Raw genomic sequence first — 13,628 nt, 5'->3', positions numbered from 1 at the left:
TAGGCTTTGAATTCGCCGAAGTACTTGGTGATCGCAGCGGTCAGCGTGGTCTTGCCGTGGTCGACGTGACCGATGGTGCCGATGTTGCAGTGCGGCTTGCCGCGTTCAAACTTTGCCTTTGCCATGATGCAAGGAGCCTCTGGTTTGTGGGGCCAGCCCGGCCCGTTTCGTCTCCGGGCGGCATTTATTGGGTCCGAAGGGGAAAATCAAGCGGTCCCAGCGGAGAGAGCGTGCAAATCCGGGGGTGTGACGCTCCGGACTCGCGCCCTGATGCACGTCAGGGAAGGTTGGGACCGAGGACTTCGGGCTCGACCACCGGGGCAAAGACCGCGGAGGCGCCCGGAGTGGCCGCGGGCTGCGCCGCGGGCACCGCCTGCGCCGTCGTCGCGGGGACGGGCGTTGCCGCCGTGGTGGCTGCCGTCGTGGCCGCCGTGGTGGCAGCGGGCGCAGCCGTTGCAGGGGCCGCAGCCGCCGCAGGCGCCTTCAGCGAGGTGGGCGCCACGCTGTCGCCGAACCACTCCCGGTTCTCCAGCAGCCAGCGCTCGATTTCCTTGGCCGCGTTGCGGGCCAGACCGCGCATCTGCTCTTCCGGCTCCATCGTGTAGCCCGAGCCCATGAGCGAGTGGCCGCCGAAGGTCTCGATCACCGAAATCGTATGCGGCTTGTCGTTCAGCTTCTTGCCCAGTTCGTCATCCCAGACGGTGACATTCACCAGCAGGATCGACTTGGGCGAAAGCACCAGCGGAATGCCCGGCTGGGCGAGGACGTAGCCCTCGATGCTGGTGCCGATGTGGTAGTAGTGATCGCCATCGTAGCGGCCGAACCGCTCCTGCATGGCGTCGGTCATCGCCGTCTTCCACTCCTCCTCGGAGGCCGTGCGCGACATCGGGCCTTCCTGGGCCTTGGAGGCGACGACGATGTTGTGTCCCAGAAGAAAATCGCCAAGGTCCGGCGTCGTTCCGTCCATGTCGTTGGGGTTTGTGCAGGCAGCCGCAGCCATGCACAGGGCCAGCGGGATCAGTTTGCGGAACATCCGGGTCCTCCTTTGGGGCATGATCCGGATAGCCCAGCCATGCGTTTCATGCAATCTCCAGCCCGACCTAGGCCTTTTGCAAGGCCCTGCAAGTGGAGCGCCACAGGCGGCTTTGGCCTGTTGCACGCACGCCCTATATACGGCTCATGAGCGATACAGCCCTCCCGCCCCGCGGCGGCCCCGCCGCCCGCACGCCCGCGCCCGAGCAGCCGGGCCCCCTGCCCGTCCGCGCGCCGCTGGTGACGCAGCCGCTGGGGCTCTTCGGTTCGCTCGCCGCCGCGCGGCGCAACGTGCTGACCATCCTGCCCGAGATCGCCACCCGCCAGCCGATCGTCTCTGGCAAGATGGGGGTCCGCTGGCACATGCTGATGGACCCGGACGCGATCCGCCGCGTGCTGCTGGAGAAGGTCGAGAGCTATCCCAAGTCGGACGTGACGAAGATCCTGCTGCGCCCCGCCATCGGCGAGAGCCTCTTCATCGCCGAGGGCGCGCACTGGCGCTGGCAGAGGCGGGCCGCCGCGCCGGTCTTCTCGCACCGCAACGTGGCGGCGCTGGCCCCTGTCATGTCTGCCGCCGCCGAGGCCGCCAGCCGCCGGATCGCCGCCGCCCACGGCAAGCCGCTGGACCTCTACGACCAGATGGTGCGCGCGACGTTCGAGGTGATCTCGGACGTGACCTTCTCGGGCGGCGAGGGCTTTGAACGGGCCGGTGTGCACCGCGCCATCGACGCCTATATCGCCGCGGCAGGGCGCGTCTCGCTGCCGGATCTGCTGGGGATGCCGGAATGGGTGCCGCGCCCCGGGCGGCTGAAGAGCGGGCCCGCCCTGCGCAAGATGAAGAGCGTGGCCGACGAGGCCATCGACCGCCGCAAGCGGCAGGGAAGTTCAGAGGTGCCCGACCTGCTGGACCTGTTGATGCAGGCCGAGGACGGCGAAACAGGACGCCAGATGAACCGGGACGAGCTGCGCGACAACCTGCTGACCTTCATCGTCGCGGGCCATGAGACGACGGCCCTGACGCTGAGCTGGGGGCTCTACCTCTGCGCCTTCGACGAAGACGCGCAGGAGGCCGCCCGCGCAGAGGCCCGCGCCGTTCTGGGTGACCGGGCGGCGACGGCGGAAGACGTGGCGAAGCTGCCCCTCACCCGGCAGATCGTGGAGGAGACGCTGCGGCTCTACCCCGCCGCCGGGATCATCTCGCGTACGGCGCAGGAGGACGACACGCTCTGCGGGCGCGCGGTACGGCGTGGCGATACGGTGATGGTGCCGATCTACGCGCTGCACCGGAACCACCTGCTCTGGGAGGCGCCCGACAGCTTCCGGCCCGAACGGTTCGCAGACCGCAAGGCCATCCCGCGCTATGCCTACCTGCCCTTCGGCGACGGGCCGCGGATCTGCATCGGGGCCTCCTTCGCGCTGCAGGAGGCAGTGATCATCCTGGCCACGCTGCTGGCGCGATATCGCTTCCGGGCCGTGCCGGGGCGGGAGCCCGAGCCGGTGATGATCATCACCCTGCGGCCCGAGGGCGGTGTCTGGCTGACGGCAGAGCCGGTCTGAGTCGCGGAACCGGGGGGCCGCAGCGGCAGACTAACTGATCTGAGCGCGGCGGCCTGAGGCCGGTCTGGCCACGGTTCCTGCGTGACGGGCCCCGCAGTCTGCGGCCCAGCCCGGAGGCCGCAGCCTTAGCTCTCGCGGCGGCGGAAGGTCAGGTAATGGGGCGAGCGATCCTCGCGCAGCGCCTTCTGCTCGTAGCGGGTCGAAATCCAATCGGCCCAGGGCTCACGCCAGTCGGCAGGCCCCTCGGCCAACCACTCGAAGCCCGCCTTGGGCACTTCCTGCAGTGTCTGGCGGACATAGTCGGGAATATCCGTGGCGGCACGGAAGATCGCGCCCGGTTTCAGCACCCGCGCCAGCGGCTCTAGGTGTTCCGCCGTCACGAAGCGCCGCCGATGATGGCGTTTCTTGGGCCAGGGATCGGGGTAGAGCAGGAAGGCACGGGAGATCGAGGCCTCTGGCAGCACGTCGAAGAGATCGCGCGCATCGCCAGGGTGGACGGCAAGGTTGCTCACCCCCGCTTCGCGGATTTTCCCCAGCAGCATGGCCACGCCGTTGATATAGGGCTCGGCCCCGATGATGCCGACATCCGGGTTGCTGCTGGCCTGGTGGACGAGGTGTTCACCCCCGCCGAAACCGACCTCGAGCCAGACATCCCGGCCCCCGAAGAGCGCCTCCAGATCGAGCGGCAGCCGATCGGGGTTCTCCTCCCAGCCGACCTTGCCGGGGGAGAGCTGCGCGAGGTCCTCGTCAAGATAGGCCTCCTGCGACTTGCGCAGGCCCTTGCCCTTGAAGCGGCCATAGAAGTTGCGCCAGGGGGCGCCGGTGGGGTGTCTGTCTTCGCTCATGGGCCGCCCGATAGCCGTGTGAGACGCGGTTTTCAATGGAGAAGCACCGGCAGAGGGCCGGGCAGGAAAATTCTTCGAAGAATTTTCCCAAGAATTTTCGAAAATTCTTGGGCGCGGGTCGGCGAGCAGAGGGACGGGTGTCAGGGGCTGCCCCCGGAACGCGCGCATTTTCCGGAGCGGACGTTTCGAAACGCCCGAAGGCGCTGTCTGCGACAGCGCGGGGCTCTGCCCCCTTGCCCCGCGGGCGGGGCAATTCCCCCGGAGTATTTCGGGAAAGATGAAGGGCGGCCACTGGGAAGGATGCGAAAAGGCCCCGCCGAAGCGGGGCCTTTCGATGTGTCTCGGGGGCCTTGCGGCTCAGATTGCCTTCTTCAGCGCCTCGACGAGATCGGTCTTCTCCCAGGAGAAGCCGCCATCCTCGTCGGGCAGACGGCCGAAGTGGCCGTAGGCTGCAGTCCGCTGGTAGATCGGCTTGTTGAGGGCCAGATGCTCGCGGATGCCGCGCGGGGTCAGGTCCATGCAGCGGGCCACGGCCTTCTCGATCTCGGCCTCGTCCACGTTGCCGGTGCCATAGGTGTCGGCGTAGATCGAGAGCGGCTTGGAGATGCCGATCGCGTAGGAGAGCTGGATCGTGCACTTGTCGGCCATGCCGGCGGCGACCACGTTCTTGGCGAGGTAGCGCGCAGCATAGGCGGCAGAGCGGTCGACCTTGGTCGGATCCTTGCCCGAGAAGGCACCGCCGCCGTGGGGCGCGGCCCCGCCATAGGTGTCCACGATGATCTTGCGGCCCGTCAGGCCCGCGTCCCCGTCAGGGCCACCGATGACGAACTTGCCGGTCGGGTTGATCCACCACTCGGTGTTCTTGGTCAGCCAGTCCTCGGGCACGACCTCGCGGATGTAGGGCTCCACGATGGCGCGGATGTCGGCGCTGGTCTGGCTCTCATCCGCGTGCTGGGTCGACAGCACCAGCTGGGTGATCTCCACCGGCACGCCGTTTTCATAGCGCAGCGAGACCTGGCTCTTGGCATCGGGGCGCAGCGTCGGCTCGGTGCCGTCCTTGCGAACCTCGGCCAGGCGGCGCAGGATCTTGTGGGCGTACTGGATCGGGGCGGGCATCAGCGCCTCGGTCTCGTTCGTGGCAAAGCCGAACATGATGCCCTGGTCGCCGGCGCCCTCGTCCTTCTCGTTCGAGGCATTCACACCCTGCGCGATATGCGCGGACTGCTCGTGCAGCAGGTTGGTGATTTCCACCGTCTCGTGGTGGAACTTGTCCTGCTCGTAGCCGATGTCCTTGATGCACTCGCGCGCGATGCCGTCCACGGCCTCCATGTACTGGTGCAGCTTGTCCTGATCGCTGAGGCCGATTTCACCGCCGATCACGACCCGGTTGGTCGTGGCGAAGGTTTCACAGGCCACCCGGGCTTCCGGCTCTTCGGCCAGAAGCGCGTCCAGGACAGCATCGGAGATCCGGTCGCATACCTTGTCCGGGTGGCCCTCTGAAACGGATTCAGAGGTGAAGATGTAGTTCCGACGTGTCATGATTATGGTGCTCCATTAGTGTTGACCCACCCCGTCAGGAAGCCGTTGGGGCGGCAATTCCTCTTGCCTATGCCCCCTTTTCCGGGGCGTCAACGTCCTTCTCCGACGAATACAGCACAGTTCGGCGGCCCTGCAGGGCCGGGGCGATCAAAAGGCAGATCAGGAACAGCGCCGCGATCGGCCAGTCCCCGGTGCGGCTGTAGAGCGTGGGCGCACCGGCGGAGGGCAGCGGCATGTCGCGCCAGCCTGCCTCGTTCAGCGGCAGCGATCCGGTGACCGCGCCGCTGGCGTCGATCATCGCGGAGACCCCGGTGTTTGCGACCCGCGCCAGCGGCAAGGCCTGTTCCGCCGCCCGCAGTCGGGCCTGCGCAAGATGCTGATAAGGCCCGGAAATATTCCCAAACCAGGCGTCATTCGTGATCTGGAGCAGCATCCGGGGCCGCGCGGGGGCATCGAGGATGTCCTGCGGGAAGACCGCCTCGTAGCAGATCAGCGGCAGCGCGGGGCCGATGCCCGGCAGGTCCACAAGTGCCGGACCCGGGCCGGAGGAAAACCCGTAGCCATCGCGGGTGGCCATGCCCTGGATGCCGAGCGAGCCCAGCAGGTCACCGAAGGGAATGTACTCCCCGAAGGGCACAAGGTGGGATTTATCGTAGATCGCCTGAGGGGTTCCGTCGCGTCCCAAGAGGGCCAAGGCATTGTACCAACGCCCATTTTCGCGTCGGTTCGCGCCCACGACCACGGCAGAGCCACCCGCGTTGCGCATGATCGTGGTGGTCAGCACCTCTGCCACTTCCAGCGGCCAGGCCAGCGCGGTTTCCGGCCAGACCACCACGTCGGGACGGCGCGTCGCGGGCGGGCGGGGCGGGGCGGCGGTGAAATCCACCATCCGGTCGAAGAAGACAGCGACCATCTCGTCGCGCCACTTGTCGCGCTGCGAGGCATTGGGCTGCACGAGGCGCACAATCGGCGCATCTTCCGGGATCGGGAGGTGCGGCCGGATCGCCGTCGCCGTGCCGAAGAGCGCGGCAAGTGCCCCGCCCCAGAGCGCCAGCCGGGGCCAGGGGCGATAGAGCGCAAGGACGAGACCCGCACCCAGGGCCAGCAGCACGAAGGTCAGCCCCCCTGCCCCGGCGATCCGCGCCAGCGGCAGCAGCGGGCTGCCGATCAGCCCGTGCCCGATGGTGGCCCAGGGAAACCCGGTGAAGACATAGGCCCGCAGCAGTTCCGCCCCGCCAAGCGCGCCGGTGACGGCGAGAGCGGAGAGGAGATCGACACCCGCGTAGGCACGCCCGTCTTCCGTCCGCTCCGGTGCGGTCCGGCGCCACAGCAGCGCCTCCCGTGCGAGAAGGGCAGCGGCGCCCCAGAAGAGCGCCAGACCGAAGGCCATGAAGACCAGAGCGAAGGGCGCCATCCAGCCGTGCCGCGCCACGTCGACCATGAAGGGTTCGACGATCCAGCTGAGGGACAGGGCGAAATAGGCCCCGCCCCCGGACCAGCCGGCAAAGAAGGCCCCGCGGCGGCTGGGGGCGGCGGCGATCATCAGGAAGAGCCCGGCGGCCCCCAGCGGCGCCACGGGCCAGAGATCGACCGGCGCCTGCCCGAGCGCCAGCACGAGCCCCGCCCCGGCGGACAGACCGGCGCGGGCGCGGCGGCTGCACCCAGCGATCCAGTGAACGAGTGTCTGCATGATCCCCTGATCCGGCCCAGTTGCGCCCGTCCGTCAGGCGCCTTGCCCGACCTTTAGCAGGCCGCGAAACGGAATGCGCCCCCGGCTATGCGGGGGCGCGGTCGTTTTGGGTTAACCTGTGCGTGATCGGACGCGGTGCCGACCTGGCAGGCAGGTCAGGCCTCGGCGGCTTCAGGCGCCTTCAGCCGGACCCGCAGCCGCTTGATGCGGCGCGGATCGGCATCGACCACCTCGAACTCGTGGCCCGCGGGATGGGGCACGACCTCGCCACGGGCAGGCACCCGGCCCGAGAGCATGAAGACCAGACCGCCAAGCGTGTCGATCTCCTCCTCGTCGATGCCGTCGTCCTCGGTCATCGAGATGCCGGTGGCCGCCTCGAAATCCTCGAGCGGGGTCTTGGCGAGCGCCAGGTAGGAGCCGGAGGCTTCCTTCTGGAACGGCGCAACCTCGTCCACGTCGTGTTCGTCCTCGATCTCGCCGATGACCTGTTCGATCAGGTCCTCGATCGTCACGAGCCCGTCGACCCCGCCATACTCGTCGATCACCAGCGCCATGTGCCGACGCTCTGTCTGCATCTTCTGCAGCAGCACGCCGATCGGCATGGAGGGCGGCACGAAGAGCAGCGGGCGCAGCATCCGCTTCACGGAGAACCGCGAGGCCTTGCCGTTGAACCCGTGTTCAAGCGCGAAGTCCTTGAGGTGGATCAGCCCGATCGGCGTATCCAACGTTCCCTGGTAGACCGGCAGGCGCGTCATGCCGCTTTCGCGGAACACATGCACCAGTTCATCCCGCGTGATGGTCACGGGGACAGCCACGATTTCGGCCTTGGGAATTGCGACATCCTCGACCCGCATACGGCGCAGGTTGATCATCCCATGGGCAGGACGAGGCGAGGTGACTGGACCCGGCTGCGGCAAGCTGCGCGGATCTGTGTGGGACCGTTGGCCCCCAAAAAGCCGGCCAAGCCAGCCCTGTTGCGGTGCCGTGGCAGGCCTTGCGCCTGCGTCGGTCTCTTTCTGGCTCTGAGGCAGCGCGCTTTGCGCTGCGCTAGAAGACCCGTCGGTGGTCTCGCCCATCTTACCTTTCCATGCTGTCCGGGGAATTACCCGGCGTCTCTCGAATATGGGTCAGGGATACCCATCTTGCCAAGTATCCCGGTCTCGATAGTTTCCATCAAAGTGGCATCTTCGTCACGAATGTGATCGTAGCCCAAAAGATGGAGCGTTGCGTGAAGGATCAAATGCGTCAGATGATCCGTCAGCGGAATGCCGCCCGCCTCTGCTTCGCGCAGGCAGGTCTCCCAGGCGATGGCGATATCCCCCAGCGGCGTCGCACCGGGCTCCATCGGATCGGGCGTGGGGGCATAGGGCGCCTCGCCCGCCTCGTCCGGGGCCAGATCCTCGGCCGGCCAGGACAGCACGTTGGTGGGGGTGGGCTTCTCGCGGAACTCGGCGTTCAGCTCGGCGATGCGGGCATCGTTGCAGGCCAGAACGGCAATTTCCCAATCCGCCGGGGCAAGTTCGTGATGCGCGAGCGCGGCGAGGGCCGCACGCTCGGCGATCTCCTCAAGGTCGACGGCCTCCCAGGCCGCCTCTTCGATCATCAGGTCCGTCAGCATCTTTCCGGGTCCGGTGGGGGCTGCCGCCCCCACACCCCCGCGAGTTTTTGCGGAAAGATGAAGGGACGGGCTGTCAGGCTTCGTCGGCCTCGTAAGCCTCGATGATCGCCGCCACAAGGGGGTGACGCACCACATCCTTCGAGGTGAAGTAGTTGAAGCTGATCTTGGGGATCGTCTTCAGCAGGCGTTCCGCGTCATGCAGACCCGAGCTGACCCCGCGCGGCAGGTCGATCTGGCTGCGGTCGCCGGTGATCACCATGCGGGAGCCCTCGCCCAGACGGGTCAGGAACATCTTCATCTGCATCGAGGTGGCGTTCTGTGCCTCGTCCAGCACCACGAAGGCATTCGACAGGGTCCGCCCACGCATGAAGGCCAGCGGCGCGATCTCGATCGTCTTCTCCTCCATCATCTTCTGGAGCTGCTTGCCGGGCAGGAAGTCGTTCAGCGCGTCATAGAGCGGCTGCATGTAGGGATCGACCTTGTCCTTCATGTCGCCGGGCAGATAGCCCAGCTTCTCGCCGGCCTCGACCGCCGGGCGGGACAGGATGATCTTGTCCACAGCCCCTTCGATGAACATCGAGACCCCCACCGCGACGGCGAGGTAGGTCTTGCCGGTCCCTGCAGGGCCGATGCCGAAGGCGAGTTCGTGATTGAAGAGGTTCTGGACATAGGCCTTCTGGGCCTCGGTCCGGGGTTCGACCATCTTCTTGCGCGTCTTGATCTCCACGGTGTCGCCGCGGAACATCTCGAACTGGTTGCCGTCGCGGGTGGGCGCTTCGGGCTTGTTCATGCGCAGTTGGCGGTCGATGTCGCCGGGGCCCACTTCGCGGCCCGCTTCGAGACGGGCATAGAGCGCCTGCAGCGCCTCTGCCGCCTCCTTCGCCGCCAGGCCTTCACCGATGACGGCAAGCTGGTTGCCTCGTCGGAGAATCTGCACCGTGAGCTTCTGTTCGATCTCTGTCAGGTTGCGGTCATATTCGCCGCAGAGCTCGATCAGAAGGAAGTTGTCCGGGAACTCGACCAGGATCTCGGTGAGAGTGTCGAGGCTTGCAGGCGGGGTCAGCACAGTTGCGGTCAATCAGGACTCCTCGCTGTATATGTCCTCAGGGTGCCAAGCACCGCGCGTCATGGCAAGCGCGGATGCCAGACAGGATGTAGTTAGGCGGACTTCGGAATGCAAAATGCCGCAAGCAGAGGCTTGCGGCATTCGGGTCGTATTATGTGCGCGGCGCAGCATCGTCAGCCGTTCGACGGGTCCCAGATGCCCCGCTTGAAATCGCCGTTCGCGGTGTTCGGCTCATAGGCACCGGAGCAGACCGGCTTGCCGTAGGGATCAAGCCGCTGCGACAGGTAGCCTTCGAGGCCGTCGTCGATGATCCAGTGGTCACAACCGTTGGGATCGACCCAGATGCCGGCCTTCAGGTTCGAGACCGGGTGGCTGTCGAAGCCGCGGTCACGGCTCTTGTCGCCCGGAACGGGAATCGGGTGGCAGGCGGTGACCCCGATCAGGAGGGCGGCGCCGGCGAGGACTTTCACGCTGTTCATCTCTCCCCTCCCTTACTGGATGCAGATGATTTCGACGCGGCGGTTCTGAGCCATCCCCGCGGCGGTGTTGTTGGTGGCGCGCGGCATCCGCTCGCCGTAGCCGCGGACATCGGCGATACGCGCCCCGGTCGTGGCCGCGACCTGGGCCACCGCATTGGCGCGGTTGTAGCTCAGGCGCATGTTGTATTCGTCGGATGCCCGGCTGTCGGTATGGCCCGCGATGATGAAGGCCGTCGCCGTGGACTGCTGGAAGAACTCCGCCAGCCGCTGGCGGTTCGCCGGGCTGATGTAATATTTGTCGGTCGCGAAGAACTGATCCGAGTTCATCACGCCGCAGACGTTGCCGCGGCGGCAGACCGGGATCCCCTGACGGTTCACGTGGGGCGTCATGTAGCCCTCCGCGCCATCGTCCATGACCCAATGTTCACAGCCGTCGGGGTCCACCCAGATCCCCGGAATGTACTTCTCCGTCCGGGCCTGCGCCGGGCCAACGGCCAAAGCCGACAGGGCCAGCGCCGCGACGGTCAATCCGCCGGACAGACGACGGAGCGCGTTCAAAATGACTTTTGCCACCAGTGTCGTTCCTTTGTTACCCCCACCGGCTTGCCGCAGCGTCACCCGAAGCCTCCCCTGCGCGCGACCGGCCTGATTAATTGAAATTCAGTTTACCGAATTGTGTCTCGTTGTGAAGAAAATTCCACCAGATATTGTACCGGCTTATCCATGGGGCCGGATGTATTGATGAAAAAACTTCGGCCCCGCAAAACGGGGCCGAGGCAAAGCAAACCGATGTGGCAGCCCCGGCGCCCGGGGTGCCGCCCTCATCAACGCAGGATGTAGTTCGGCGCACCCTTTTCGCGGTAAGCCTGCGACTCATAGTAGATGCGGATCATTTCCTGCTTGAGGCCTTCCTTGTTGAAGACCAGCGCGTCATCGCGGCAGACGCGTTCCGCGATCGCATGGGCGTTCGGGTAGTCGTAGCCAAGCTCCCGCAGGCTGTCGACGAACTTGGCGTTGGGACGGTCCCAGATCACTTCCTTCCACGGGCCGCGGAAGCAGCTGACGTACACGACGTGGCCGGTTTCCGGGAACGTGTAGGCATAGTTGGACTGGGCAGCTGCGGGGGTTGCGAGCCCGAGCGCAACGGCGGCACCGGCGAGGAATTTCTTCATGTCGTGACCTATCTGATCGTGCTGGGGGCGGGTCTCGCCCGGCGCGGCCTTTCCGGCCCCGGTCCGAGCAACCGCCCATCGAAACGGGTTGTTATCAGAAGTTAACACGATCTCAATCACGGCCATAACACCGCCGTGTGAAAAGCGCCTACTGTCCAACCAGTGAGAACAATCACAAACACTCGCCAAATTAGCGCCCCATTTGAGCCACAATTTGAGCGAGTGCCCTGCCCGAAATCCGGGCAGATCAGACCAGAACGCCCGCCAGGGAGTTCGCCCCGGCGTCGATGATTCTCACCCGCGCCAGCGTGCCGGGCGCCAGCCCCTCCGCCGTCACATGCACCGCGTGCAGGTAATCCGACTTGCCCACCATCTGCCCCGGGTGCCGCCCTGCCTTCTCGAAGAGCACGCCGACCTCGCGGCCCACCATCCCCTTCATGAAGGCCAGCTGCTGCGCGTTGAGCAGGGTCTGAAGCTCGATCAGCCGGGCCGAGGCGACCTCGGGATCGACCTGCCCGCCCCGCTCCGCCGCGGGCGTGCCCGGGCGCGAGGAATACTTGAACGAGAAGCAGGCCGCGTAGTTCACCTGCCGCACGAGATCCATCGTCTCGGCGAAGTCCGCATCGGTTTCCTCCGGGAAGCCGACGATGAAATCGCCCGACAGCGCGATATCGGGCCGCGCCGCGCGAATCCGCTCGACCACGCGGAAGTAACTGTCGCGGGTATGGCTGCGGTTCATCCGTTTCAGGATCCGGTCGCTGCCGGCCTGCACCGGCAGGTGCAGGTAGGGCATCAGCTTGTCGCAGTCCCCCAGCGCCGCGATCAGCGCGTCATCCATGTCGTTGGGATGCGAGGTGGTGAACCGGATGCGGGCCAGCCCGTCGATCTCGGCCAGGGCATAGACCAGCCGCGCCAGCCCCCAGTCGCGCCCGTCGGGGCCTTCGCCGTGGTAAGCATTCACGTTCTGGCCCAGCAGGGTGATCTCGCGTACCCCGCGCGAGACAAGGTCACGCGCCTCGGTCAACACGCGGTCCACCGGACGGCTCACCTCTGCGCCCCGGGTATAGGGCACGACGCAGAAGGCACAGAACTTGTCACAGCCCTCCTGCACGGTCAGGAAGGCCGTCGGGCCGCGCTTGGCCTTGGGCCGCGCTGCCAGCTCCGCGAACTTGTCCTCTTCCGGGAAATCGGTGTCGAGCGCCTTCTGCCCGCGCCCGGCCTTCGCCTCCAGCTCCGGCAGGCGGTGATAGCTCTGCGGCCCAACCACCAGATCGACCATGGGCTGACGCAGCATGATCTCGGCGCCCTCGGCCTGCGCGACGCAGCCCGCAACGCCGATCTTCAGGTCCGGCCGCTTGGTCTTGAGCCCCCGCAGGCGGCCCAGCTCGGAATAGACCTTCTCGGCCGCCTTCTCGCGGATGTGGCAGGTGTTCAGCAGGATCATGTCCGCCTCGTCGGGCGAGTCCACGGTCACGTAGCCGTTGGGTCCGAGAGCCTCCGCCATCCGCTCGCTGTCGTAGACGTTCATCTGACAGCCGTAGGTCTTGATATAGAGTTTCTTGGCCTCGGACATCGGGGGCCTCCGCGCGGATACTGGACAGACAGGAAAGTTCGCGCGGGAATACACCGATCGACGGGTCACTTGCAATGTGCGACGAAACCACGGACCTTGGCGGCCTAGGCAGAAGGAACGGCGCAGTGGCGGATATCGAGAGGCGGTTCAGCTCCATCCAGGACTTCCTGAGCCGGGGCCGTTCGGCGCTTGCCAAGGGGCCGGTGGCGATGATCTTCGTCGAGGACGAGGTCGAGATCGACACCACCATCCGTCACCACCAGGTCGCCGGCTTCGCGCAGGTGCTGGTCTTCATGCCCGATGCCTTCGACCTGGCCGAGGACCTGCGTGCCACCACCTGCCGGATCAGCTGCGACGTGTCGCAACCCGGCGCGCTGGAGCGCCATGTGAACGCCGTGATCGCCGCGGCGCCGGGGCTATGGCTCTACTATTGCTTCAACGCGGAGTATCTTTTCCACCCGTTCTGCGAGACCCGCACCGTAGGCGAGATGCTGAGCTTCCACGCGGAGGAACGGCGCGACGCCATGCTGACCTATGTGGTGGATCTCTACACAGGCGACCTCGCCGCCCACCCCGATGCGGTCTCGCTCGACAGCGCGCATCTCGACCGCTCCGGCTACTATGCGCAGGCCCGCCGGGACGAGGCCGCGCAGGGCCACCCGAAGGAACGCCAGCTCGACTTCTACGGTGGTCTGCGCTGGCGGTTCGAGGAACATATCCCCGCCCGCAGCCGCCGGATCGACCGGATCGCGCTGTTCCGGGCCAAGCCGGGTCTGACGCTACTGCCGGGCCACGTCTTCGACGACGAGGAATACAACACCTATTCCTGCCCGTGGCACCACAACCTGACCGCGGCGATCTGTTCCTTCCGCACCGCCAAGGCGCTGAAGCGGAACCCCGGGTCGACCTTCGATATCCAGAGCTTCCGCTGGCACAATTCCGCGCCTTTCGAATGGCACTCGCGTCAGCTGCTGGACCTAGGTCTGATGGAGCCGGGCCAGTGGTTCTGACCCGGCTCGGCTGATCTTTCCGCGCGGAGGGCTCGCGTTCCCGGGGC

Annotated in this window: 14 protein-coding genes and 1 riboswitch; of the genes, 2 read left to right on the top strand and 12 right to left on the bottom strand. The window is 66.4% G+C overall.

The window, feature by feature from the left end; translation table 11 throughout:
- On the bottom strand, positions 1-125 hold a 125-nt coding region (locus LCM32_RS19015; RefSeq protein WP_263618245.1), incomplete at its 3' end, for a GTP-binding protein.
- Positions 126-277: 152 nt separating this feature from the next.
- Entirely contained in the window at positions 278-1,033 is a 756-nt protein-coding gene (locus LCM32_RS19010; RefSeq protein WP_224822662.1) for a hypothetical protein, read from the bottom strand.
- Positions 1,034-1,179: 146 nt separating this feature from the next.
- On the opposite strand from LCM32_RS19010, the gene LCM32_RS19005 reads away from it, so the two are divergent.
- Positions 1,180-2,589 carry a cytochrome P450 gene (locus LCM32_RS19005; protein ID WP_224822661.1) on the top strand — a complete coding sequence of 470 codons (1,410 nt, stop codon included), beginning with the start codon at positions 1,180-1,182 and terminating at the stop codon, positions 2,587-2,589.
- A gap of 125 nt (positions 2,590-2,714) precedes the next feature.
- Here LCM32_RS19005 and trmB read toward each other — a convergent pair whose 3' ends face one another.
- From trmB to miaB, 10 genes are all read right to left on the bottom strand, one after another.
- Complete coding sequence (gene trmB / locus LCM32_RS19000; RefSeq protein ID WP_224822660.1) at positions 2,715-3,434, bottom strand: tRNA (guanine(46)-N(7))-methyltransferase TrmB; 720 nt, start codon at positions 3,432-3,434, stop codon at positions 2,715-2,717.
- Between the two features lie 357 nt (positions 3,435-3,791).
- On the bottom strand, positions 3,792-4,973 hold the full coding sequence (metK, locus tag LCM32_RS18995) for a methionine adenosyltransferase (protein WP_224822659.1): 1,182 nt from the start codon (positions 4,971-4,973) through the stop codon (positions 3,792-3,794).
- Between the two features lie 8 nt (positions 4,974-4,981).
- Positions 4,982-5,030: riboswitch (SAM-SAH riboswitch) on the bottom strand.
- Positions 5,031-5,040: 10 nt separating this feature from the next.
- Positions 5,041-6,663 carry an apolipoprotein N-acyltransferase gene (gene lnt / locus LCM32_RS18990; protein WP_224822658.1) on the bottom strand — a complete coding sequence of 541 codons (1,623 nt, stop codon included), beginning with the start codon at positions 6,661-6,663 and terminating at the stop codon, positions 5,041-5,043.
- A gap of 155 nt (positions 6,664-6,818) precedes the next feature.
- Positions 6,819-7,739 carry a hemolysin family protein gene (locus tag LCM32_RS18985; protein WP_224822657.1) on the bottom strand — a complete coding sequence of 307 codons (921 nt, stop codon included), beginning with the start codon at positions 7,737-7,739 and terminating at the stop codon, positions 6,819-6,821.
- Positions 7,740-7,765: 26 nt separating this feature from the next.
- A complete protein-coding gene (gene ybeY, locus LCM32_RS18980; RefSeq protein WP_224822656.1) occupies positions 7,766-8,281 on the bottom strand; it encodes an rRNA maturation RNase YbeY in 516 nt (171 codons plus the stop codon).
- Between the two features lie 73 nt (positions 8,282-8,354).
- The gene (locus LCM32_RS18975) at positions 8,355-9,359 is read right to left on the bottom strand and encodes a PhoH family protein (RefSeq protein WP_224822655.1); all 1,005 of its coding nucleotides are present in this window, start codon (positions 9,357-9,359) and stop codon (positions 8,355-8,357) included.
- Positions 9,360-9,520: 161 nt separating this feature from the next.
- Positions 9,521-9,826: a hypothetical protein gene (locus tag LCM32_RS18970; protein ID WP_224822654.1), complete on the bottom strand. Its 306-nt coding sequence runs from the start codon at positions 9,824-9,826 to the stop codon at positions 9,521-9,523.
- Positions 9,827-9,838: 12 nt separating this feature from the next.
- Positions 9,839-10,399, bottom strand: a complete 561-nt coding sequence (locus tag LCM32_RS18965; RefSeq protein ID WP_412070699.1) for an OmpA family protein — start codon at positions 10,397-10,399, stop codon at positions 9,839-9,841.
- Between the two features lie 251 nt (positions 10,400-10,650).
- Complete coding sequence (locus tag LCM32_RS18960; RefSeq protein ID WP_224822653.1) at positions 10,651-10,998, bottom strand: hypothetical protein; 348 nt, start codon at positions 10,996-10,998, stop codon at positions 10,651-10,653.
- A gap of 247 nt (positions 10,999-11,245) precedes the next feature.
- A complete protein-coding gene (gene miaB / locus LCM32_RS18955) occupies positions 11,246-12,571 on the bottom strand; it encodes a tRNA (N6-isopentenyl adenosine(37)-C2)-methylthiotransferase MiaB (RefSeq protein ID WP_224822652.1) in 1,326 nt (441 codons plus the stop codon).
- 125 nt (positions 12,572-12,696) lie between these two features.
- On the opposite strand from miaB, the gene LCM32_RS18950 reads away from it, so the two are divergent.
- Positions 12,697-13,581 (top strand): hypothetical protein, encoded by an 885-nt coding sequence (locus tag LCM32_RS18950; protein ID WP_224822651.1) that lies wholly within the window; start codon positions 12,697-12,699, stop codon positions 13,579-13,581.
- The last annotated feature ends 47 nt before the right edge of the window (positions 13,582-13,628 follow it).

The sequence above is a fragment of the Pseudooceanicola nanhaiensis genome (assembly GCF_020171315.1).
Taxonomy (GTDB): domain Bacteria; phylum Pseudomonadota; class Alphaproteobacteria; order Rhodobacterales; family Rhodobacteraceae; genus Pseudooceanicola; species Pseudooceanicola nanhaiensis_A.
This window is presented reverse-complemented; position numbering and strand designations above follow the sequence as displayed.